The 22194-nt window shown below is 71.5% G+C and carries 20 protein-coding genes; 13 read left to right on the top strand and 7 right to left on the bottom strand.

Annotation, left to right across the window (positions count from 1 at the left end):
* Positions 1–44: 44 nt before the first annotated feature.
* From ACIHFD_RS32435 to ACIHFD_RS32395, 9 genes are all read left to right on the top strand, one after another.
* Positions 45–422, top strand: a complete 378-nt coding sequence (locus ACIHFD_RS32435; RefSeq protein WP_397370109.1) for a hypothetical protein — start codon at positions 45–47, stop codon at positions 420–422.
* A gap of 137 nt (positions 423–559) precedes the next feature.
* Positions 560–2473 carry a glycoside hydrolase family 127 protein gene (locus tag ACIHFD_RS32430; RefSeq protein ID WP_397370108.1) on the top strand — a complete coding sequence of 638 codons (1914 nt, stop codon included), beginning with the start codon at positions 560–562 and terminating at the stop codon, positions 2471–2473.
* The gene (locus ACIHFD_RS32425; RefSeq protein ID WP_397370107.1) at positions 2470–4173 is read left to right on the top strand and encodes an ABC transporter substrate-binding protein; all 1704 of its coding nucleotides are present in this window, start codon (positions 2470–2472) and stop codon (positions 4171–4173) included. Before ACIHFD_RS32430 ends, ACIHFD_RS32425 begins: the two co-directional genes overlap by 4 nt.
* Positions 4174–5088 (top strand): ABC transporter permease, encoded by a 915-nt coding sequence (locus tag ACIHFD_RS32420; protein ID WP_397370106.1) that lies wholly within the window; start codon positions 4174–4176, stop codon positions 5086–5088.
* On the top strand, positions 5085–6083 hold the full coding sequence (locus ACIHFD_RS32415; protein WP_397370105.1) for an ABC transporter permease: 999 nt from the start codon (positions 5085–5087) through the stop codon (positions 6081–6083). Before ACIHFD_RS32420 ends, ACIHFD_RS32415 begins: the two co-directional genes overlap by 4 nt.
* Positions 6080–6892 carry an ABC transporter ATP-binding protein gene (locus ACIHFD_RS32410; RefSeq protein ID WP_397370104.1) on the top strand — a complete coding sequence of 271 codons (813 nt, stop codon included), beginning with the start codon at positions 6080–6082 and terminating at the stop codon, positions 6890–6892. The genes ACIHFD_RS32415 and ACIHFD_RS32410 overlap by 4 nt, the downstream gene beginning before the upstream one ends.
* On the top strand, positions 6889–7701 hold the full coding sequence (locus ACIHFD_RS32405; RefSeq protein ID WP_397370103.1) for an ATP-binding cassette domain-containing protein: 813 nt from the start codon (positions 6889–6891) through the stop codon (positions 7699–7701). Before ACIHFD_RS32410 ends, ACIHFD_RS32405 begins: the two co-directional genes overlap by 4 nt.
* Positions 7698–8984: an alpha/beta fold hydrolase gene (locus tag ACIHFD_RS32400; protein WP_350731927.1), complete on the top strand. Its 1287-nt coding sequence runs from the start codon at positions 7698–7700 to the stop codon at positions 8982–8984. Before ACIHFD_RS32405 ends, ACIHFD_RS32400 begins: the two co-directional genes overlap by 4 nt.
* Positions 8977–10302, top strand: a complete 1326-nt coding sequence (locus ACIHFD_RS32395) for an aminopeptidase P family protein (RefSeq protein WP_397370102.1) — start codon at positions 8977–8979, stop codon at positions 10300–10302. The genes ACIHFD_RS32400 and ACIHFD_RS32395 overlap by 8 nt, the downstream gene beginning before the upstream one ends.
* 76 nt (positions 10303–10378) lie before the next feature.
* Here the strand turns inward: ACIHFD_RS32395 and ACIHFD_RS32390 are convergent, their stop codons facing one another.
* The 4 genes from ACIHFD_RS32390 to ACIHFD_RS32375 all read right to left on the bottom strand — a co-directional run bounded on the left by ACIHFD_RS32390 (position 10379) and on the right by ACIHFD_RS32375 (position 15860).
* A complete protein-coding gene (locus ACIHFD_RS32390) occupies positions 10379–11197 on the bottom strand; it encodes an ACT domain-containing protein (protein ID WP_397370101.1) in 819 nt (272 codons plus the stop codon).
* 99 nt (positions 11198–11296) lie between these two features.
* Positions 11297–13369 carry an alpha-galactosidase gene (locus ACIHFD_RS32385; protein WP_397370100.1) on the bottom strand — a complete coding sequence of 691 codons (2073 nt, stop codon included), beginning with the start codon at positions 13367–13369 and terminating at the stop codon, positions 11297–11299.
* Positions 13370–13487: 118 nt separating this feature from the next.
* The gene (locus ACIHFD_RS32380; protein ID WP_397370098.1) at positions 13488–14930 is read right to left on the bottom strand and encodes an RICIN domain-containing protein; all 1443 of its coding nucleotides are present in this window, start codon (positions 14928–14930) and stop codon (positions 13488–13490) included.
* A 222-nt stretch (positions 14931–15152) separates the two neighbouring features.
* Positions 15153–15860 carry a hypothetical protein gene (locus ACIHFD_RS32375; protein ID WP_364256669.1) on the bottom strand — a complete coding sequence of 236 codons (708 nt, stop codon included), beginning with the start codon at positions 15858–15860 and terminating at the stop codon, positions 15153–15155.
* A 140-nt stretch (positions 15861–16000) separates the two neighbouring features.
* Here ACIHFD_RS32375 and ACIHFD_RS32370 point away from each other — a divergent pair, with 140 nt between their 5' ends.
* The 3 genes from ACIHFD_RS32370 to ACIHFD_RS32360 all read left to right on the top strand — a co-directional run bounded on the left by ACIHFD_RS32370 (position 16001) and on the right by ACIHFD_RS32360 (position 18569).
* On the top strand, positions 16001–16585 hold the full coding sequence (locus tag ACIHFD_RS32370) for a TetR family transcriptional regulator (RefSeq protein ID WP_397370097.1): 585 nt from the start codon (positions 16001–16003) through the stop codon (positions 16583–16585).
* 214 nt (positions 16586–16799) lie between these two features.
* A complete protein-coding gene (locus tag ACIHFD_RS32365; protein ID WP_397370096.1) occupies positions 16800–17123 on the top strand; it encodes an STAS domain-containing protein in 324 nt (107 codons plus the stop codon).
* 27 nt (positions 17124–17150) lie between these two features.
* Positions 17151–18569, top strand: coding sequence for an RNB domain-containing ribonuclease (locus tag ACIHFD_RS32360; protein WP_397370095.1), 1419 nt, complete (start codon positions 17151–17153; stop codon positions 18567–18569).
* 60 nt (positions 18570–18629) lie between these two features.
* Here ACIHFD_RS32360 and ACIHFD_RS32355 read toward each other — a convergent pair whose 3' ends face one another.
* The 3 genes from ACIHFD_RS32355 to ACIHFD_RS32345 all read right to left on the bottom strand — a co-directional run bounded on the left by ACIHFD_RS32355 (position 18630) and on the right by ACIHFD_RS32345 (position 21450).
* On the bottom strand, positions 18630–18800 hold the full coding sequence (locus ACIHFD_RS32355; RefSeq protein ID WP_350731913.1) for a hypothetical protein: 171 nt from the start codon (positions 18798–18800) through the stop codon (positions 18630–18632).
* A gap of 193 nt (positions 18801–18993) precedes the next feature.
* Entirely contained in the window at positions 18994–19563 is a 570-nt protein-coding gene (locus ACIHFD_RS32350; protein WP_397370094.1) for a TetR/AcrR family transcriptional regulator, read from the bottom strand.
* 216 nt (positions 19564–19779) lie between these two features.
* A complete protein-coding gene (locus ACIHFD_RS32345) occupies positions 19780–21450 on the bottom strand; it encodes an ABC transporter ATP-binding protein (RefSeq protein WP_397370093.1) in 1671 nt (556 codons plus the stop codon).
* A gap of 519 nt (positions 21451–21969) precedes the next feature.
* On the opposite strand from ACIHFD_RS32345, the gene ACIHFD_RS32340 reads away from it, so the two are divergent.
* Complete coding sequence (locus ACIHFD_RS32340) at positions 21970–22155, top strand: hypothetical protein (RefSeq protein ID WP_397370092.1); 186 nt, start codon at positions 21970–21972, stop codon at positions 22153–22155.
* Positions 22156–22194 lie beyond the last annotated feature (39 nt).

The following is a 22194-nucleotide window of genomic DNA, read 5'->3' as shown; positions in this document are numbered from 1 at the left end:
CTCGGGAGACGCCTGCGGCGGGCGAGGAGAGGGCGGGGAGAGCGATGGGCACGGGACTGGGGATGGCAATGGCGATCACGGGGGCGACGATGCTGGTCCTGGCGTGCGTCGGGCTGCCGTTCCTGATCGCCTCCTGGACCGGCCGGCAGCTCCTGGCCACCGGCATCGCCGCGCAGGCGGTGATCGAGTCGATGGCCGACACCGGCGTGACGATCAACGGGCAGCCGCTCGTCAGCTTCGTCCTGGGCGTGCGGACGCAGGACGGGCAGGTGCACCGGGTCACGCACCGGCAGTCGCTGCCGCGCCTGCCCATGGGGATGGTCGTGCCCGGCGCGGTGGTGCCGGTCAAGGTGGATCCGCAGCGGCGTGACCGGGTGCGCATCGACTGGGCGTCCTGGCGCCCCGCCCCGTACGGCGCATAGGAGCCCAGCGTCAGACCGACCCGTCCGGTAGTTTCCGGACGGGTTACGTTCTTTTTTCCATCCGGTCCTAACCCTTGGCAACTTACCTCCCAGACACCTAAGGTTCAGTGCAATGCCACACATTACTGGGAAGGTTCATGACGTCCAAGCAGGTCAGGCCCCTGGCCGGCGCCGTAAGCACCATCGCAGGAGCAGTTCGGCCGCTGTCCGGAGCACGTATCACTGGCGGACTGCTGCATGACTGGCAGCGCCGCAACCGCAGGGCCACAATCCCCCACACCATCGAGCAGCTCCGCGCGGCGGGCAACGTCGCCAACCTGAGCCGCCTCCTGGAGGACGACCCCGCCCCCTACCGGGGCCGGTACCCGTTCCTCGACACCGACCTGTACAAGACCCTCGAAGGTCTGGCGTACGAGCTCGGCGACGGAGACCCTTCGGCCGGGGAGTTCTTCGACGAGGTGGTCGGCCTGCTGGAGCAGGTCCAGGCCGGCGACGGCTACCTCAACTCCTTCTTCCAGGACCCCGCGGCGGACAAGAAGCCGTGGGAGGACCTGGCCTGGGGACACGAGCTGTACAACCTGGGCCACCTCATCCAGGCGGCCGTCGCCGCGAACCGGCGGATGGGCGACGACCGGCTCCTGCGCGTGGCCACGCGCTTCGCCGACCTGGCGGTGGAGCGATTCAACGAGACGGGCGTCTGCGGCCACCCCGAGGTGGAGATGGCGCTGGTCGAGCTGTACAGGGAGACGGGCGAGCGCCGCTACCTGACGCTGGCGGCGGCGTTCGTCGACCGCCGCGGCACCGGGCAGATGGAGCACCGCATCTTCCCCGGCGAGTACTTCCAGGACCACGTGCCCTTCCGCGAGCTCCCGTCGGTGACCGGCCACGCGGTGCGCATGGCCTACCTGGCGGCGGGCGCGGCCGACGTCTTCCTGGAGACCGGCGACCGGTCGCTGTTCGAGGCGCTGGAGCGGCTCTGGGACGACATGGTGGCGACCAAGCTGTACGTCACCGGCGGCCTGGGCAGCCGCCACTCCGACGAGGCGATCGGCGACCGGTACGAGCTGCCGTCCGAGCGCGCCTACAGCGAGACCTGCGCGGCCATCGGCGTCATGCAGTGGGCGTGGCGGATGTTCCTGGCCGGCGGCGACGCGAAGTACCTCGACGTGTTCGAGCGCGTGCTCTACAACGCCTACGCCGTGGGCCTGTCGGCCGACGGCACGGCGTTCTTCTACGACAACCCGCTGCAGCGCCGCCCCGACCACGCGCAGCGCAGCGGCGCGGAGGCGGGCGGCGAGGCGCTGCGCCGCGCCTGGTTCACCTGCCCGTGCTGCCCGCCCAACATCGTGCGGTGGATGGCCCAGCTCGCCGACTACGTGGCGGCCGAGCGGGACGACGCCGTGCTGATCACCGCCTACACCCAGGCCACGATCCGGACGGCCGAGCTGGAGCTGGCGATGGAGACGGCCTACCCGTGGGACGGCGACGTGCGCATCACCGTCGAGCGGGCGCCGGCCGGGCCGTACGGGCTGGTGCTGCGCGTCCCCGGCTGGGCCCGGAACGTGACCGTCACCGTCAACGGCGAGCCCTGCGACGCGCCGGAGTCCGGCGGCTGGGTCACCCTGCACCGCACGTGGTCGCCGGGCGACGAGGTGCGCCTCACCCTGCCCATGCCGGTCCGGGCGCACGGCTCGCACCCCTACCTGGACGCCACCCGGGGCGCGGTCAGCCTGGCCCGGGGGCCGCTCGTGTACTGCGTCGAACAGCACGACAGCCCGCAGGCCCCCGTCGACGACCTGCTCGTCGGCGCCCACGACGTTGTCAACGCGCGCACCGAGCGCCGCGACGCGGCCGTCGTGCTGCGCGTGGAGGCGGACACGGCTCCCCCGCCCACCGCCGAGCTCTACCCCGAGCTCCCTCTGCACGAGGCGCTCCCGGAGACGAGGGTCGCGGCGACCTTCGTCCCCTACTTCCTGTGGGGCAACCGCGGCCCCCAAGCCATGCGGGTCTGGGTCAGGACCCCCTGGACCAACGGAAAGAAGGCATCATGATGAGGAGATCGGCGGCGCTCGCGAGCGTCACCATGACCACCGTGCTGGCGCTCAGCGCCTGTGGCGGGGGCGGCGGCGCGGCGGCCCCCGGCGCGGGCACCGGCACGGGCGCCTCGGGCGGGCCGGGTGGGCCGGCCGCGACGGGCGGCACCGTGCACATCCTGAACAAGGCGGACTTCTCCCATCTGGACCCGGTGCGCGGCTTCGACGGTGGAGTGAACAACTTCTACCGGCTCATCTACCGGGGGCTGACGATGTTCGGCGCGGGTCCGGGCGCCGAGGGCACGAAGATCGTGCCCGACCTGGCCACCGACACCGGCACACCGTCGGACGGCGGCAAGACGTGGACGTTCAAGCTCAAGGACAACCTGTTCTTCGAGGACGGCTCGCCGATCAACAGCGAGTCCGTGAAGTTCGGCTTCTCGCGCACGTTCGACCCGGAGGCCGGGATCGGCTCCCCGTACGGGAAGCTGCTGCTGGACGCACCCAAGGACTACAAGGGCCCGTACCTGGACGGCGACCTGAAGACGATCGAGACGCCCGACGACAAGACGGTCGTCTTCCACCTCAAGAAGCCCTACGCCGACTTCCCGAGCGCGCTGGCGCTGGCCAACTTCACCCCCTTCCCCAAGGGCACGGGGGCGGGCGCGGCCTTCGACACCAAGCCGATCGCGAGCGGGCCGTACAAGGTGGCGAGCTACCAGCGCGGCGTGTCGCTGAAGCTGGAGCGCAACCCGCAGTGGAAGCGTGAGACCGACACCGTCCGGGCGGCCAAGCCGGACGCGTTCGAGTGGACGTTCGGCCTCGATGCGGCCACCATCGACGAGCGCATGCTGGCCGAGCAGGGCACCGACACCGACGCCATCGGCCCGTCGATCCAGGCGGCGACCGTGGCGCGGGTGCAGGCGCCTCAGATCAAGCAGCGCACGCTGGCCGGGCTCAACGGCTGCACCACGTACATGGGCCTGAACACCACCAAGAAGCCCCTGAACGACGTGCGCGTGCGCCAGGCGATCAACCTGGCGATCAACAAGGACACCGTGGTCGCGGGCATGGGCGGCGGCGCCCTGGCCGCCAAGGGCACCTCGATCCAGCCGCCCACGGTCGCAGGCCGGGTCGACTACGACCCGTACCCGTACAACCCCGAGGAGGCCAAGAAGCTGCTGGCCGAGGCCGGCCAGGCGAACGGGTTCACGCTGACGCTCGACACCCGGCCGGACCCGAAGATGGCCGCGGTGGCGGTGGCGATCCAGGACGCGCTCAAGCAGGTGAAGATCGACGTCAAGATCAACAACATCGACACCTCGACGTACTACGAGGTCATCGGCACGCCGGCGCAGCAGCACGACGCCGCCGTCACCGGCTGGTGCCCCGACTGGGCCTCCGGCGCGACGTTCCTGCCCCCGCTGTTCGACGGCCGCAACATCACCGACAAGGGCAACGCCAACCTCGCGCAGATCAACGACAAGGGCATCAACCAGCGGATCGACGAGATCGCCGCGATGACGGACGTGCAGGCGGCCAACGCGGCCTACGGCGAGCTCGACAAGCAGATCATGAAGGAGGCGCCGATCGTCCCGCTGGCCTACGAGAAGCTCATCCTCCTCGTCGGCTCGAACATCGCGGGCGCCTACCAGTCCAACTCCTTCTCCGGCGGCATCGACCTGATCTCCGTCGGCCTGGCGAAGCCGACGAAGTAAATGGCCGTCGTCGCTTACTCCCCGAGCACGTCGAGGGCACGGGTCACGAGCGCGCTGCTGCGCGACAGGGGCGCGGTGCTGAGCACCGCGTTCCTGTCGCTGATCGTGCTGATGGCGATCGGCGCGCCGCTGATCAGCGCGATCACCGGCCACGGCCCGAACGACTTCGACACCGCCGCCGTCAACACCGACCTGGGCGGGGTGCCGCGCGGGTCGCTCGGCGGCATCAGCGCCGAGCACCTGCTCGGCGTCGAGCCGCAGAACGGCCGCGACATCCTGGCCCGCATCGCCTACGGCGCGCGCGTCTCGCTGCTGATCGCGGTCTCCGCCACGGCGCTGACGACCCTGCTGGGCGTGGTGCTGGGCATGCTGGCCGGGTTCTACCAGGGCTGGGTGGACCAGGTGATCTGCCGGGTCATGGACTTCCTCATGGCCTTCCCGGCGCTCATCTTCATGATCGCGATCCTGTCGTCGCTGCCGCAGGGGAACCGGCCGGTGCTGCTGGTCCTGGTGATCAGCGTGTTCGGCTGGCCGTATCTGGCGCGGGTGGTGCGCGGGCAGACGATGACGCTGGTGAACAGGGAGTTCGTGGAGGCCGCCCGGGCGTCGGGCGCCTCCACGGGCGCGCTGGTGTTCAAGGAGATCCTGCCGAACCTGCGCAGCTCGCTGATCGTGATGACCACCCTCGCCGTGCCCGGCTACGTCGGCACCGAGGCGGGGCTGTCGTTCCTGGGTGTCGGCGTCACGCCGCCGACGCCGTCGTGGGGGCAGATGATCTCGAGCTCGGTCGCCTGGTACTCCGTCGATCCCATGTACTTCGCGATCCCCGGCGGGTTCCTGTTCCTCACCGTGCTGTCGCTGACGGTGCTCGGGGACCGGCTGCGGGCCGCTTTCGACGCCGGGGAGGCCTCATGATGGCGCGCTACATCGTCGGGCGGCTCGCCTGGGTGCTGCTGATCCTCTTCCTGGTGTGCCTGTTCACGTTCATCATCTTCTTCACGCTCCAGCCCGACCCGGCGGTGATGATCTGCGGCAAGACGTGCACGCAGGGGCGCATCGACCAGATCCACGCCGTGCTGGGGCTGGACGAGCCGCTGCTGAAGCAGTTCTTCGGCTTCCTCGTCGGCATCTTCGCCGGGCGCGACTACGGCCAGGGCGCGAACCTGGTGCACTGCGGCGCCCCGTGCCTGGGCTACAGCTTCCAGACCGGCCAGTCCGTGTGGGACATGGTGGTCGAGCGGCTGCCGGTCAGCGCCACCGTCGCGATCGGGGCCGCGGTGCTGTGGCTGCTCATCGGGATCGCGGCGGGCCTGCTCAGCGCGGTCAAGGAGGGCACCTGGTGGGACCGCACGGCGATGGGGCTGGCGCTGGGCGGCTCCAGCGTCCCCAACTACGTGCTGGCGCTGGCGCTGCAGTACGTGCTGGTCGTGCAGCTGCAGGTGCTGCCGTTCCCGCGGGCCGTGGCCTTCGCCGACGACCCGGTGGTGTGGTTCCAGTCGTACCTGATGCCGTGGATCGTGCTGGCCACCGGTTACGCCTGCCTCTACAGCAGGCTCACCCGAGCGAACGTGATCGACACCCTCGCCGAGAACTTCATGCGCACGGCCCGGTCCAAGGGCCTGAGCCCGGCGCTGACCATGCGCAGGCACGCCCTGCGCCCGGCGCTGACGCCCATCGCCACGATCTTCGGCATGGACTTCGCCGCGCTGCTGGGCGGCGCGCTGATCACCGAGACGGTGTTCGGGCTGAACGGGGTCGGCAAGATGGCCGCCGACTCCATCACCAAGAACGACCAGCCGGTGATCATGGCCGTGACGCTGCTGGCGGCGTTCTTCGTGGTGATCGGGAACGTGGTGATCGACCTCGTCTACACGAGGCTGGACCCGAGAGTGAGGATCACGGCGAAATGAGCGACCTGCTTGTCGTGGAGGACCTCACCGTCACCTTCCCCACCACGCGCGGCCCGGTGGACGTGGTCAAGGGCGTGTCCTTCACCGTCGGACGGGACGAGACCGTCGGCATCGTCGGCGAGTCCGGCTCCGGCAAGTCCATGACCAGCCTGGCCGTCATGGGACTGCTGCCCAAGGGCGCCAGGACCAGCGGGAGCATCCGGCTGGACGGCACGGAGCTGCTCGGGCGCCCGGACCGGGAGCTGCGGCGGCTGCGCGGCGACCAGATGTCGATGATCTTCCAGGATCCGCTGTCGTCCCTGAACCCGTACTACACGGTCGGCCTGCAGATCGAGGAGATGTACCGCGCCCACCGCGGCGGCTCGCGCGCGGCGGCGCGGAAGGTCGCGATCGAGGCGCTGCGGCAGGTGGACCTGCCGGAACCGGAGCGGCGGGTGGACTACTACCCGCACCAGTTCTCCGGCGGGCAGCGGCAGCGCGTCATGATCGCGATGGCCCTGGTGTGCTCGCCGGCGCTGCTGATCGCCGACGAGCCGACCACGGCCCTGGACGTGACCGTGCAGGCGCAGATCCTGAAGCTGCTGGCCGGCCTGCGGCAGGAGCGCGGCATGGGCATGGTGTTCATCACGCACGACCTGGCCGTGATCAGCTCGATCGCCACCCGCGTGCTGGTGATGCGGCAGGGCGAGCAGGTCGAGTACGGCACGGCCGAGCAGGTCTTCGCCGAGCCGCGCCACGACTACACCAAGATGCTGCTGGAGAGCATCCCGCGCATCGACGATCCAGTAGACGGCGAGGTGAAGGCATGACGCTGCTGCGGGCCAAGGACCTGACCAAGCGGTTCGTCTCGCGCGGCCCACTGGGCGCCAAGGCCGAGTTCACGGCGGTCGACCAGGTCAGCTTCGAGGTGCGGCTCGGCGAGACGCTGGCCGTGGTCGGCGAGTCCGGCAGCGGCAAGTCGACGACCGCCCGCATGATCGCCAAGCTGATGGACCCGAGCGAGGGCACGCTGGAGTTCGACGGCGAGGACGTCACCCACGCCAAGGGGGCCGCGCTGGCCCGCTTCCGCGCCAACGTCCAGGTCGTCTTCCAGGACCCGTTCTCCTCGCTCAACCCCCGCCACACGGTGGAGCGGATCCTGATGGCGCCGCTGGACTACCAGGGCATCGCGCCCGACGGCGGGCGGCGGGCGCACGCCAAGGAGCTGATGGAGCGGGTCGGCCTGAACCCCGACCACTCGCTGCGCTACCCCGCGCAGTTCTCCGGCGGGCAGGCGCAGCGCATCGGCATCGCCCGCGCGCTGGCCGTCAACCCCAAGCTCGTGATCTGCGACGAGGCCGTCTCGGCGCTGGACGTGTCGGTGCAGGCGCAGGTGATCGAGCTGCTGCGGCGGCTGCAGCGCGAGAGCGGCTTCAGCTACGTGTTCATCGCCCACGACCTGGCCGTCGTCCGGCAGATCGCGCAGCGGGTCGCGGTGATGAGCAAGGGGCAGATCGTCGAACTGGGGGACGCCGAGCAGGTCTTCGGCGAGCCCCGGCATGATTACACGCGTACGCTGCTGGCGGCCATCCCGCGCATCAACCCGGAGTGGGACCGCCGCAGGAGGGAGAAGCCGTGATCACCGCGACCTACACGATCCCGGGGATGCGGGTACGCGACCACGTCGTGGAGGTGCCGCTCGACTGGTCGGACCCGGAGGCCACGATCAGGGTCTTCGCCAGGGAGCTCGTGGACCCCACCCGGGACGGCCACGACCTGCCGTGCCTGCTCTACCTGCAGGGCGGGCCGGGCGGCAAGGGGCCGCGTCCCGTCGGCACGTCGGGCTGGCTCGGCCAGGCGCTGGAGAAGTACCGGGTGATCCTGCTCGACCAGCGGGGCACCGGCCGCAGCTCGCGGATCGACGGGCGGGTGATGAGCGCGCTCGACCCGCAGGAGGGCGCCGACTACCTGGCCCGCTTCCGCGCGGACTCGATCGTGGCCGACGCCGAGCACCTGCGCAAGACCGTCTTCGGCGGGCGGCGCTGGTCGACGCTCGGGCAGAGCTACGGCGGCTTCCTGACGCTGACGTACCTGTCGCAGGCGCCCGAGGGGCTGAGCGCCTGCTACGTGGCGGGCGGGCTGCCCTCCGTGGACCCCGACGCGTCGGAGGTCTACCGGCGCACCTATCCCCGGGTCGCGGCCAAGAACGCCGAGTTCTACCGCCGCTACCCGCACCACGCCGAGACGGTGGCCCGGCTGGCCGACCGGCTGGCCTACGGCGACGTGCTGCTGCCCGACGGCGACACGCTCACCGTGCGGCGGCTGCAGTCGCTGGGGATCGACTTCGGCATGAAGCCGGGGTACGAGCGCATGCACTGGCTGCTCGACGAAGCCTTGCTGGAAGGAGGGGAACTGCCGGAGACGTTCCTGCACCAGGTGCTGGCCCGCTCGTCCTACGCCGACAACCCGCTGTTCGCCGCGCTGCAGGAGAGCATCTACGGCTCCGGTCCCGGCGCGACCGCCTGGGCGGCGCAGCGCGAGCGCGCCAACCATCCCGCCTTCGCCGAGGACGCCCGGCCGCTGCTGTTCACCGGCGAGATGATCTACCCGTGGATGTTCGCGGAGATCCGCGCGCTGCGCCCCTTCCGCGCCGCCGTCGACCTGCTCGCCGAACGGGCCGAGTGGCCGGCGCTGTATGACCTGGACCGCCTGGCGGCCAACGACGTGCCGGTGGCGGCGGCCGTCTACTTCGACGACATGTACGTCGACTCGGGGCTGCAACTGGACACCGCCTCCAGGGTGGGCAACACGCAGGCCTGGGTCACCAACGAGTACGAGCACGACGGCATCGGCGAGGAGCGCGTCTTCGCCCGCCTGACCGGACTGGTGCGCGACATAGGAGGAGGAATCACCAGTGAGTGACGGCAAACCCCCCAAGCTGACAGAGGTCCCCGCGTTTCGCGAGTTCATCGCCCAGGGCTGGGACGCCCCCGCCCGTACCCCCGACCTCGTGCCCGGGGCGGCCGAGGCGGCCGCCGCGCACCGCGCGCGCCTGGCCGCCGCGCTGCCCGGCAGGACCGTGGTGGTGAAGGCGGGCCGGGCTCCGGTACGCAGCAACGACACCGCCTACGACTTCCGCGTCGACAGCGACTTCTACTGGCTCACCGGCTGCGCCGTGGAGAACGCCGTCGCCGTGATCGCGGACGGCGCCGCCACCCTCTACCTGCCGCCGCCCGCCCGCCCCGGCGACATCGGCTTCTTCGCCGACGCGGCGTACGGGGAGCTGTGGGTGGGCCCGTCCCCGTCCCTCGCCGAGTGGTCGGCGGCGCTCGGGGTCGCGGTGCGGCCGCTGTCGGAGTTCACGGACACGTCTGAACCGGTGGAGGAGCTCCCCCGGGTGCTGGCCGAGCTGCGCATGATCAAGGACGAGTGGGAGATCGGCCAGCTGCGCGAGTCCGTGGACCGCACGGTCGAGGGCTTCGCGGCCGTGCTGGCCGAGGTCCCGGCGGCGATCGAGGGAGCGGGTGAGCGGTGGCTGCAGGGCACGTTCGACCGCTACGCCAGGGCGTACGGCAACGGCCCCGGCTACGCCACCATCGTCGGCAGCGGCCCGCACGCCCCCACCCTGCACTGGGTGCGCTGCGACGGGCCCGTCCTGCCGGACCAGCTGCTGCTGCTCGACATGGGCGTGGAGGTCCGCAGCCACTACACCGCCGACGTCACCCGCACCTTCCCCGCCTCCGGCGCCTTCTCCCCCGCCCAGCGGCAGGTGCACGACCTGGTGGAGAAGGCGCACCGGGCGGGCCTGGCCGCGGTCGGCCCCGGCCGGCGCTTCACCGACTTCCACCACGCGGCGATGGAGGTCATCGCGCGCGGGCTGGACGACTGGGGGCTGCTGCCGGTCTCGGTGGACGAGGCCCTGTCGGACACCGGCCAGCACCACCGCCGCTACCTGATCTGCGGCATCGGCCACCACCTGGGCCTGGACGTGCACGACTGCGCCCAGTCCCGCCCGGAGGCCTACCACGGGGCCGCCATGGCGCCGGGCATGGTGCTCACCGTCGAGCCCGGCCTGTACTTCCACGCCCACGACCTCACGGTCCCGCCGGAGCTGCGCGGGGTGGGGGTGCGGATCGAGGACGACCTGCTGGTGACGCCGTCCGGCGTGGACATCCTGTCGGACGCCCTGCCCATCGACGCCTCCGGCCTGGAGCGCTGGGCCAAGGAGTCCACGGTCTGACCCCCGCGGGTTCTTCCGGCACCACCCCACACGGCGCCGGGAGAACCCGCCCCCGCCCCGGGGACGGGCCGCCGGGTCAGGGTGAGCTGCTGTAGCGGGCCTGGCGGGCGGTGGCGGTGAGGGCCGCGGCACGGGCCGCCTCCGTAGGCGTGAACGGCAGCTCGGGACGCCGGATCAGCAGCGCCCGGTCCGGATTGACCGAGATCACCATCGTGGTGTTGAGCTCGGCCCCCTCGTCCACCGTGTCCCCCGGCCGCCGCCACTCCACCTCCGGCACCCGCAGCAGCTCCGCCATCGCCTCGGGCAGCCGGTCCGGGTCCGCGCTCACCCGCTGAGCCAGCACCAGCGCCTGGACACCGGGATCGGTGAGGTCCTTGACCTGCGCGGGCACGATCACGACGTCATGCCCGCCCGCCTCCGTCAGCACCCCGGAAAGCGCCTCCAGCGCCAGCCCCGGCGGCGCCTCGATGACGAACTCGTCCAGCGCGTCACACCCCGCGGGCGTGATCGCGCTGCTCCCGGTCGGCGCGATGTGCAGCGCCAGGATGTTGCAGCCCAGCCGCCCGAACGCCCCCGCGACCGCGGCGAGCCGCCCCGGCCGCTCCACCACCCGCATGCGGATGCGCCACAGCACCATGGCCGCCCCCGCGCCCTCCCCCACGGGCAGCGCGGGGACCTTGCGTACAGGGCGGTGGCCCATCCGCTTGTGGACCGCCGCCCCCACGATCAACGCCGCCCCCAGCCCGACCATCACCACCGGACCCGGTTCGCGGTGGCCGAGCAGGGTCGCGAGCAGGTGCGCCAGGCCGACCGCGAGGAACAGCGCGGCCAGCTCGACGATCTCTCGCCGCCAGGAGCGCCGATTACCGTTCATCACCTTCGGTGCATCGCTCATGCACCCCAGTGTCTGCGGGACGTGTTTCGTGATCACGAACGGCGCGGTTGCGGCGGCATTAAACCGCCCTAACCGCATGGCCCGTTCATGACAGGCCCCTTACACCCGCTCGACCTCGAAGACCAGCGCCGACTCGGCCCGCAGCACGGGAGCGGGCAGCCCCAGCTCGCCCAGGACCGCGCCGCTCAGCCGCACCGGACCCGAGGCCCACTCCGGCAGCCCGGCCGCGCGGGGCTTGGGGCCCGCGACCCGCACCTCGTACGTCGCCGCCGGGTCGAGCCCGGGCAGCCGCAGCGGCGCGGGCCCGATCGCGACCCTGGAGGTGAGCTGGACGAACGCGAACACCCCGCGCTCCGGCAGCACCGCCCCGTGCAGCAGCGCCGACGGGTCCGGGTGGTCGGCCCGCACCACCCGCCCGGCGTGCAGCGTCGGCCGCAGCCGCTTGTGCAGGGCGATCCACTCGGCCAGCTCCTCCAGCTCCGCCTGGCTCGCCGAGGTCAGGTCCCACTCCACGCCCATGTGCCCGAACAGCGCGGTCGCGGCCCGGAAGGCCAGCGGCAGCGACCGGCCCGTGCTGTGGTCCTGCGGCGCGCCGACGTGGCTGCCCATCCGCTCCGGCGGCACGAGCAGCCCGGTCCAGCGCTGGATCGCCTGCCGGTCGAGCGCGTCGTTGCAGTCGGACGTCCACACCCGGTCGGTGCGGGCCAGGACGCCGAAGTCGACGCGGGCGCCGCCCGACGAGCACGACTCGATCTCCAGCTCCGGATGGCGGGCCCGCAGCTCGTCCAGCAGCCGGTACGCCGCCAGCGTCTGCGCGTGCACCCCTGGCACCCCGTCGTGCACCGGCTCGGCGATGTCGCGGTTGTGGTCCCACTTGATGTAGTCGAGCGCGTACTCGCTCACCAGGCTGTCCAGCCGCTCCAGCAGGTAGTCGTACGCCTCGGGCCTGGCCAGGTCGAGCACCTGCTGGTTGCGCTGCGGCGGCGGCACGCGCTCGGCCTGCCCGAGGATCCAGTCGGGGTGCTCGCGCAGCAGGTCGGAGTCCGGGTTGACCATCTCCGGCTCGAACCACAGCCCGAACTGCATGCCGAGCTTGCGCACGTGCTCGGCGAGGGGGTTCAGGCCGTCCGGCCAGACGCCCTCGTCGACGTACCAGTCGCCGAGCCCGGCCCGGTCGTGACGGCGGTGGCGGAACCAGCCGTCGTCGAGCACGAACCGCTCGATCCCCGCCGCCGCGGCCTTGTCGGCCAGCTCCAGCAGCCGGTCGAGGCCGTGGTCGAAGTAGGTGGCCTCCCAGTTGTTCAGCGTGACCGGGCGGACCCCCAGCGGGCGGGCGGCACGCAGGTGGTCGTGCAGCCGCGTGCTCGCCGCGTCCAGCCCGCCGCCCGACCAGGTGAAGTACACCAGCGGCGTGCGGTAGCTCTCCCCCTCGGCCAGCACGATCTCGCCGGGCTCCAGCAGCTCGCCCGCCGCCACCAGCGCCGGGCCCTCGGCCAGCCGCTCGGCGTAGTGGATGTGGTTGCCGCTCCAGCCCGCGTGCACCCCCCACACCTCGCCGCCCCGGAACCCGAACCCCGCGGTCCCGGCCACCAGCAGCCCCGTGCCGTCGTGCCCGGTCCGGCCGCGCCGGTTCTCCCGCGACCACACGCCGTACCCGAACGCCGTGCGCTGCGGCACCTTCTCCAGCGCCCACCGCCCGGTGAAGTCCAGCAGCTCGCCGGCGCGCGCCGGCACCGGCAGCGCGCAGGCCAGCCCCTCCAGCCGGTACGGGGCGGCGGCGGTGTTCGTCAGCGTGTGCCGCATCGTCACCAGGCCGCCGCCGTCCATGGTCAGCTCGCTGACCAGCTCCAGGCCCGCGCGGGCGTCGGAGGCCGCGACGGTGACCGTGCCGCCCTGACCGGGCGTCGCGTCCGCGTCGATCCGGTCCAGCGTCCAGCGCACCGGCCAGTGTTCGCCGTCCCGGCCGCCCGACAGGCCCGGCCTGCCGTACCAGCTGTCTCCCTGGGCGGGCAGCAGCGGCGGCGCGGCGGTGAGGGAGGCCAGCGCGGGCGTCAGGTCGGCGCCGGTCGCGGACCCGAGGTCGGCGCCGAAGTGGCGCACGCGCGGCAGGCCGGGGCCCGAGGCGTCCAGCACCAGGGCGGCCCCCGCGGCGGAGAGGATGAGGGGTGACAAGTCAGGCTCCTCGTTCAGCTCGGCGTTACGACGCGAACCTACATGAACAGCACACTTGCCCCGATCATGGGGCGGCCCCTCCGGGGCGGGAGCCGGAGGGGCCGCGAGGGGGTGAGCGTCAGACGGAGATCCGCCCGGCGCCGGCGCCCGCGGTGACGACTGACTTGACGTTGGAGGCGGTGTCGAGCGAGTAGGAGTAGGGGATCGAGCCGACACTGCCGCCACTCTGGCCGCTGCCGGAGTTGACGAAGTGGTTGTTGCGCGCGACCAGCGTGCCGGGGCCGGAGTCACCCTCGCCCAGGTGGAACGGGTCCTGGGTGTTCTCGAAGTAGTTGCCCTCGACGAGCACGCCCGCGCCCTCGGTGGAGGCCACGCCGTAGCTGCCGACGCTGCCGTAGTAGTTGTTGTAGACGTGCACCGGGTTGCCGAACCGCACGCGCGGGTGGCGCTGGTTGGTGCCGTCGAACCAGTTGTGGTGGTACGTCACGCGCAGGTGACCGCGGTCCTCGCCGCCGTTGTCGTCGCTGTGGCCGAGCAGCATGGTCTTGTCGTGGTTGGAGAACTTGTTCCACGAGACGGTGACGTAGTCGCTGGCCCGCTTGATGTCGATGGCGCCGTCGTAGCCGTGGCTCAACGAGTTGTGGTCGAGCCAGACCCTGGTCGAGTACTGGACGTTGATCGCGTCGTCGCCCCAGTCGCGGAAGGTGAGGTTGCGGACGATCACGTTCGAGGCCTGGGAGATGTTGAACCCGCAGCCCGCGATCGTCGCGCCCGAGTTGCCGAGCACGGTCTTGTTGGAGGCCACCTTCAGCATGCCCGAGCAGGAGATCGTGCCCGACACCCGGATCACCGAGGCGCCGCTCGCCGACAGCGCGCTGGTCAGGGCCGAGGCGCTGCTGACGGTGACCGGCGAGGCGTTGCCGCCGCCCGTCGTGCCGCCGCCCTGCGTGGCCCAGCCGACCAGCCCGTTCGCGTTGCCCGGAGGCGTGGTCGGCGGTGGATCGGTGGGCGGGTTGGTCGGGTTGCTGCCGACGGGGACGAGCCGCCACTGCTTGGTGGCCACGGAGTCACAGGAGTTCTGCTGCACCAGGGCGCCGGAGGAGGTCGCGTTGTCCTTGGTGTTGAGGCACTTGCCGCCGTTGGTGTTGACGATCCTGACGGTGGCGCCCGACTCGGGCAGCGTCCACGTCTGCGACGAGGCGCCGGAGCAGCTCTCCTGCTGCACGGCCTTGCCCGCGGAGGTGCTGGCGTCCTGCACGCCCGCGCACTTGCCGCTGTGGGCGGCCTTGAGGGTGTAGCCGCTGCCGCTCGCGGCCAGGTTCCAGGTCTGAGCGGCGCTGCCGCAGCCGCTCTGGGTGAGCTGGACCCCGTCCGAGGTGCTGGATCCCGGCACGGTGAGGCACAGGCCGCTGCCGTTGTTCACCACCGTGTACGCCCCCGGCGCGGGGGCCGCGGCGGCCGCAGTGGTCGTCGCAGCGGCCACCGCGACGACTGCCGTGCCCGTCAGGCCGATGACGCCCGCGATGACCGCCGCTGTTCTGCCGTTGATTCTCTGTCGCACGATTCAGCTCCTTGCTGGCCCGGCAGGCCGCTCACGGCCTGCGACGTGTCCCCCCAGCGAGAATCCGTTCACATATGTGGCTGCCATACGTGTGACCGAACACGCCACAACATAGGTAAGCGCTTTCCCACTGTCAATCAGAGCTGAAACTTTCATCACAGCCGGGATTCCACGCTGTGCGGACCCGTACCGAGCTGCGGATATCCGCCGTGGAGCAGGACGTCAGGCGGGCTCGGGCGTGCTGCCGAGCACGACCCGCAGGTCCGCCTGCGTGGGCGGCTTCGTCCAGGTGAGCCCCGGCCCGCCGGCGGCGATGAGGCGCGGCGCGACCTCGCGCAGCAGCTCCCCCGCCGCGGCCTCGGGCTGCTTCTCCCTGGCCTCCCGGTACAACTCGAGCACCCTGGCCAGGTCGAGCATCATCGTGTTGGTCTCACGCACGGTGACCTGCAACGCTCCAATGGCCGGCTCGGCCGACCAGGGGCACTCGCCAGACACGGCCTCGCGCACCGCCTCGGCGAAGGCGGCCCGGTCCATGCCGTCCACCTCGCCGTCCAGCCAGTCCTCGCGCAGGTGCAGCACGCCCGGCCGCTCCACCGCCCCGAGGTGCGCGATCAGGGCCACGACCGTGCCCTGCGGATCGTGCAGCGCGGCGTCCCCCCTGGCCGCGAAGGCGTCGGCGAGCAGGTGCAGCGAGATCAGCCGGGGCGGCTCGTACGTCGTGAGCACCCCCCGCCGGCCACTCACCCGCAGCGGGTAGGCCCGCAGGCCCTCCATGAACGCGGGCTCGACCTCCGCCGGGATCCCGAGGTCCATGTCCGCCTCGACCGTGGTGGAGGCGGCACCGGCGGCACTGCCAGCCGGGTCACGGCGGAACCACCAGACCATCGCCCCCACGACAATGGCGGCCAGCGCCACGACTGCGATCCACACGATGTTGTTTGCTTTCCCCTCGTACCTGCCAGCGGTAGCAGCGTAGTGTGCTCCGACCGGATGAATGCACAAATTTCTGCAAATATGGCTGGCCGCACCCGTGGGTCGTGTATACCCGGGCGACTGACAGAATTGGAAAGGTGACAGATGGCATCCTGACACCGGACCAGATCCTCGCCGCGGCCCAGGACGTCCTGCGCCGCTACGGTCCGGCCAAGGCCACGGTCGTCGACGTCGCGCGGGCGCTCGGCGTCAGCCACGGCAGCGTCTACCGGCACTTCCCCAGCAAGACGGCCCTGCGCGAGGCCGTGACCCAGCGCTGGCTCGACCAGGCGCACGCCGAGCTGGCCACCGTGCTGGCCTCCGACGCCCGGGCCGGCGTGCGGCTGCGTGAATGGCTGGGCGCGTTGTTCCGCTCCAAGCGCAAGCGGGCGCTCGACGACCCCGAGCTGTTCGCCACGTACGTGGCGCTGGTGACCGAGTCCAGCCAGGTCGTCGAGGGGCACGTCGCCGACCTGGTCGGCCAGATCCGGCAGATCGTGGACGCCGGGCTCGAGCGGGGCGAGTTCGCCGCCCCCGACCCCGCCGCCACGGCCCGCGCCGTCTTCGACGCGGCGGTACGCTTCCACAACCCGGCGCACGCCGCCGAATGGAGCCGGCCGGGTATTGAGGATGACTTCACCGCTTTGTGTGATCTCATCCTTCTCGGGCTGGAAGTCCGCTGATGGTGTGATGTTTTTACATCTGGTAACCGGAATTGTTGTCCTGGGGGATTAGTCCTGTCCCCCGCATCTTCGTTCAGCCCTGAACAGACATGTACACTCAGAGACAATACTGTCGCTCTCAGTGATGCCTTCATGGCAACAAGTGCCCAACGCAAGGGCTGGCCCGCGCAACCGGCAGGAGGTTCCCGGCCCTGACAGAGCGCGGAGCCGATTCATGGAGCCACTACAGCTGACCACCACCCGCCGCAACGGGAGCCTGACCGTCAGCGTGTCCGGCGAGCTCGACATCGCCACCACCGAACAACTCCGCGCCCACCTGCTCGGCCTGCTGCAGGAGGCCGGACGCGCCCCGCACAAGCAGGTCGCGCTGGTCATCGAGATGAGCCGGCTGACCTTCATCGACGCCGCCGGGCTCAGCATCCTCGTCTGCGCCTGCAACCACGCCCGGGCCCAGCAGACCCCGCTGCGCCTCACGGGCGTCCCGCCCGCCGTCCGGCGGCTGCTGCGCCTCACCGGCCTGGAGGCGCGCCTCACCTGAACACCCGCCACCTGTAGGTTGTCAGGCGTGATTCAGGTTCCCGATCAGATACCCCTGAAGCTGGAGGACGGGTTCGGACGCGTCAGGCGGGAGCTCGACCTGCCGGACGACTTCCCCCGCACCGTGCTCGACGAGGCCGCGTGGGTGGCGCGGGTGCCGCGGCTCGACGCCGAAGACCTGTCCGACGTTCCGTTCGTCACCATCGACCCGCCCGGCTCGATGGATCTCGACCAGGCCGTGCACCTGGAGCGGCTGCGCGTCGGCTACCGCGTCTGGTACGCGATCGCCGACGTCGGCGCGTTCGTCCGGCCGGGCGGCCTCATCGACGCCGAGGCCCGCACCAGGGGCGAGACCGTCTACCTTCCCGCGGGCAAGGTGCCGCTGCACCCCAAGGTCCTGTCGGAGGACGCGGCCAGCCTGCTGCCCGGCGCGCTGCGGCCGGCCGCGGTCTGGCGCATCGACCTCGACGCCGACGGCCGCATGGTCGGCGCCGACGTGCAGCGCGCGCTCGTCCGCAGCCGCGAGCGCCTCGACTACGCCTACGTGCAGGCGGCCGTCGACACCGGCACCGCCGACGGCGTCCTGGGGCTGCTGGCCGAGATCGGCCGCCTGCGGCTGGCCCTCGAACGCGAGCGCGGCGGCGTCACCCTGCCCACCCCCGAGCAGGAGGTGGTCTCCGACGGCGACGGCGCCTACCGGCTGGAGTTCCGGCTGCCGCTGCCCGCCGAGGCGTGGAACGCGCAGATCTCCCTGCTGACCGGCATGGCCGCGGCCTCGATGATGCTCGACGCCGAGATCGGCATCCTGCGCGTACTGCCCCGGCCGCACGCCGACGACCTGGCGAAGGTCCGCAGGGTCGCCCAGGCGCTGGACGTCCCCTGGCCCGACGGGGCCGCCTACGGCGCCGTGGTGCACGACCTGGACCCCAAGAACCCGCAGCAGGCGGCGTTCCTGCACGAGTCGAAGGTGCTGCTGCGCGGCGCGGGCTACGTGGCCTTCGACGGCGCGCCGCCCGCGCTGGCCGAGCACGCCGCGGTGGCGGCGCCGTACGCGCACGTCACGGCTCCTCTGCGGCGCCTGGTCGACCGGTACGCGACCGAGGTGTGCCTGGCGGTCGCGGCGGGCGTGCCGGTGCCGTTCGACGTCCGGGCGGGCCTGGCGGCCCTGCCCGCCGTCATGGGCTCGACCGGGCGGCGCGCCGGGGCGGTGGAGCGGGCGTGCGTGGACCTGGTGGAGGCGTTCCTGCTGCGGGAACGGATCGGGCAGGCGTTCGACGCGGTCGTGATCGACGTGGACGAGCGCCGCGGGGGCGGGCAGGTGCAGCTCGCCGACCCGGCCGTGATCGCCCGCTGCGACGGCCCGCTCCCCCTCGGCGAGCAGGTCACGGTACGCCTCACGCAGGCGGACCCGGCGACCCGCGAGGTCCGCTTCACCCTGGCGACGTGAACCTCGGGCGTCCCGCGGGGCCGCGCACGGCATGTTCCGCGCGCGGCCCCGCATCGGGCGTCACTTCTTCAGCAGGCTCCACCCCGCGCCCACACCCATGAGGTGGAGCGCGACGCAGAGCAGCCCGGCGGTGCCGAGCGTGGCGACCGTGACTACGCTGCCGACCGCGAGGCCGGCGATCTCGAAGACGAGGGCGAGCACGAACAGCAGTGCGGCGACAAGGGCGAACATGTGGTGGCTACCTCCGAACGGGGCCGGCCGGACGCCACGCAGCCGAGGGGGCGGCCCTCGGCGAGTGCGTCCGAGGATGTCTCTGACATGGGGATTTCCAGCACGATCGGCCGAAAAACTGCCCCGAAGGTGACGTTCCGTGAACGAATGACGACACCGCTTTGACCGGCCGGTCAGTCTCCCGCCATGAGACTCAAGCCCCTTTCACCCGCATCCCGTCGCAGATCACGTCCGCCATCCGTACCGAGGCCCCTCTGGCCCGCGCCCGGCGCTCGGCCACCAGGCACCCGCGCAGCAGATCCAGCACGTCCTCCCCCGCCAGATCCCCGCGCGCGGCCCCGGCCCGCTGCGCCCGGACCAGTAATCGGGCGACGGCCCTGCCGAGATCGTCCTGCAGCGAGACCTTCATCCCGGCCCCGCTGTCGAGCATGTCGCACAGCGCCTGGTTCCCCGACGCCTGCTCGGCCACCTTGGCGAACCAGGCGAAGAACGCCTTCCCGGGATCCTCCGCCGTGGCCAGCGCGCGGGCGTCGGCCACGAACCGCTCGATCCGCCCCAGCAGCACCGCCTCGAACAGCGCCTCCTTGGTGGGGAAGTGCCGGTAGACGGTGCCCACCCCGAACCCGGCCCGCCGCGCGATCTCGTCGAAGGAGATCGTCAGGCCGTCACTGGCCAGGGCCTCCTGCGCGATCTGCAGCACCCGCTCCCGGTTCCGCCGGGCGTCGGCCCGCAACGGCCGGGCCGAGCTGTGGTCGTCGCCCATGAACGAACCTGCCTTCAACAACCGGAGGGATCTCTCCGATTCTATCGACGGCCCCCTCGCCCCCGCACCCATCCCGATCATGCTTTCCCCCGACCGGCCTGCCGCCGCCGTGTGTACTCCCGCTCGAAGGACGGGCAGCCACCGACCCCGGGCACCGGAACACCCGCCCCCGAAAAGAGGCGGGTGTCGGGCTCGGGGGTGTGGTGCGGCGGTCGGTCAGGGAGGGGTGGTCAGCGGGCGCGGGTGGGCGCGGGCGAAGCGCTTGAGGCGGATGCGCTCCTCCCGGTGCACGGGCGACAGCTCCACGATGCGCGCCCCCTCCGGCACGAACCGCAGGTCGTGCGTGATGAGGAGCGTCGTCCGCCCGGCCATGAGCCGCAGGAGCGGCTTCATGACCTGCGCGGCCGTGGCCTCGTCCAGCCCCGTCATGGGCTCGTCGAGCACCAGCACCGGCGCGTCCCGCAGGACGGCCCTGGCGATGGCGATCCGCTGCCGCTGACCGCCGGACAGGAGCCGCCCCCGCTGCCCCACCGGCGTGTCGTAGCCCTGCGGCAGGAGTTCGGCGAACTCGTGCACCCCCGCCGCCTCCGCCGCCTGCACGATCTCCTCCAGCGAGGCGTCGGGGCGGCCGTAGGCGATGTTGTCGCGTACGGACGCCGAGAACAGCAGCGTCTCCTGGTGCACGATCGCGATGTTCTCGCGCAGCGACTGCCGCGTCAGGCGCCGGATGTCGACCCCGTCCAGCAGGATGCGGCCCGCTTCCGGGTCGTAGAAGCGCACCATCAGCTTGGCCAGCGTGGACTTGCCCACCCCGCTGGGCCCGGTGAGGACGACGACCTTGCCGGGCGAGGCGGTGAACGTCACGTCCCGCAGCACCTGCCGCCCGCGCCTCGGGTACGTGAAGGCGACCCGGTCGAACTCGACCAGGCCCCGGCTCCGCCCGGCGGGCACGGCGTCCTGCGCGTCGGTGACGGCCGGCCTGACCTTGAGGATCTCGATGACCCGGTCGGACCCGGCCGCCGCCTCCGACACCGTCAGCGCCAGCTCCCCCAGCGCCTGGACCGCCGGGTACAGCAGTGCCAGGTACGCGGCGAAGGCCAGCAGGCCGCCCAGGGTCAGCCGGCCCGCCGCGATCTCCCACGCGCCGAACCCCAGGACGACGATCAGGCAGACGGTCTCGATGACCTGGACGGTGGGCCCGTACAGGCCGGACAGCCAGGCCTGCGACATGTTGGCGCGCAGCCACATGCCGCCCTCCCGGTGCAGGCGGCCCGACTCGGCCTCCTGCCGGTTGTACGCCTGCACGAGCGGCTGGTTGGCCAGCCCCTCCTCCAGGACGCTGTTCATGGCGCCGTTGCTGTAGCGCTCCCGGGCCGCGGCCGTTCTGAACCTGCCCGCGAACACCTTGGACACCACCAGGAACAGCGGGATCAGCGCCATCGTGACAAGGGCGAGGTCCCAGCGGATGAAGAAGGCCGCCCCGGCGAAGAACACCACGCTGGCCGCCGTGGTGAGCGCCTTGACCAGCCCGGACCCCACGAGCTCCTCGATGGCCTCGATGTCGTCGGTCAGCCGAGCCATCAGGTCGCCGAGGCGCCGGTGCTCCGAGAAGTCCGGCGCGAGCGTCTGCAGGTGCGCGTAGACGCGGTCGCGCAGGGCCAGCAGGAACCGTTCGGCGCCCAGCGCGGTGGCGTACGTCGCCGCGAAGGACGTCACCCCGGCGATCGCGGCGAGCCCGAGCCAGGCGAACGCCGGGACCCAGAACTCGTTCAGCCGCCGGGTGGTCAGCACCTCGTCGGTGATGTGGCCGAACAGGCGGATCGCGGCGACCTCGCAGAGCGCGGCCACGACGGCGAACACGACGCCGGCCGCGAATAGGCGGCGCAACCCGCGGGTGTCCGGCCAGAACTCGCGAAAAGTGCGGCGAATGGAAATCGCCGGGGCGAGTTCGCGGCCGGAGACAGTCAATGAGAGCCGGCGGCCAGGCCACCGGCTCTCACGGGAGCGATTTACCACCCCCACCACCAGCGCCGGGAGCGGCAGCGCCAACCGCGCCAACCGCAACGCCAGCGCCTACGGCGACGGCAGCAACCCTGCTGGAAGTCGATCCTGGTGAGCTGAGAGCCAGCCATGATTCCTCCCCCGTTTGCTGACTTGCACAAATCGCACGTTAGCACCCGAAAAGCGACAAAGCACGAGATATCGCCTTTTTAAAAGGAACTTGACCAGTGAAACCGCCCGACAAAGGCTGTTGCCCGCCGCCGTTAAATCGACCGTAAATAAAAAGAACCGCTAATTCGGGTAACGGTAATCCCAAAGGATGCTGCTCAGAACTGGTTCCAAGGTGTAGGTCACCCGATACTTTGGTCCGATGGATCGGACGTCTGCGCCGGGGATCATGGGCGCATGGCATTCATCGGCGTCATCCTCATGATCCAGGGCTTCGGCGGCCTCATCGCCGATCACTTTTTCGGCAAGAACTTCGGCCTGCTGCACCTGGTGCTCGACGGCACCGCCCTGACCGTCGTGAGCGCCGTGGTGGGCGTCGCGGGCCTGCTCCTGACGATCGGCGCGATCAGCAAGGACTCCTGACGGCCACACCCCCGGACCCGCCCTCCGAAGAGGGCGGGT

Source organism: Nonomuraea sp. NPDC051941 (genome assembly GCF_044593615.1).
The sequence above is the reverse complement of the archived record's forward strand: the minus strand, read 5'-3'. Positions and strand labels throughout refer to the sequence as shown.

Coding starts and splice junctions, on each gene's coding strand:
- ACIHFD_RS32415 (WP_397370105.1), top strand. CDS start 5,085: ATGATGGCGCGCTACATCGTCGGGCGGCTCGCCTGGGTGCTGCTGATC.
- ACIHFD_RS32410 (WP_397370104.1), top strand. CDS start 6,080: ATGAGCGACCTGCTTGTCGTGGAGGACCTCACCGTCACCTTCCCCACC.
- ACIHFD_RS32340 (WP_397370092.1), top strand. CDS start 21,970: ATGGCATTCATCGGCGTCATCCTCATGATCCAGGGCTTCGGCGGCCTC.
- ACIHFD_RS32390 (WP_397370101.1), bottom strand. CDS start 11,197: ATGAGCGATGCACCGAAGGTGATGAACGGTAATCGGCGCTCCTGGCGG.
- ACIHFD_RS32405 (WP_397370103.1), top strand. CDS start 6,889: ATGACGCTGCTGCGGGCCAAGGACCTGACCAAGCGGTTCGTCTCGCGC.
- ACIHFD_RS32365 (WP_397370096.1), top strand. CDS start 16,800: ATGGAGCCACTACAGCTGACCACCACCCGCCGCAACGGGAGCCTGACC.
- ACIHFD_RS32350 (WP_397370094.1), bottom strand. CDS start 19,563: ATGGGCGACGACCACAGCTCGGCCCGGCCGTTGCGGGCCGACGCCCGG.
- ACIHFD_RS32430 (WP_397370108.1), top strand. CDS start 560: ATGACGTCCAAGCAGGTCAGGCCCCTGGCCGGCGCCGTAAGCACCATC.
- ACIHFD_RS32425 (WP_397370107.1), top strand. CDS start 2,470: ATGATGAGGAGATCGGCGGCGCTCGCGAGCGTCACCATGACCACCGTG.
- ACIHFD_RS32355 (WP_350731913.1), bottom strand. CDS start 18,800: ATGTTCGCCCTTGTCGCCGCACTGCTGTTCGTGCTCGCCCTCGTCTTC.
- ACIHFD_RS32420 (WP_397370106.1), top strand. CDS start 4,174: ATGGCCGTCGTCGCTTACTCCCCGAGCACGTCGAGGGCACGGGTCACG.
- ACIHFD_RS32435 (WP_397370109.1), top strand. CDS start 45: ATGGGCACGGGACTGGGGATGGCAATGGCGATCACGGGGGCGACGATG.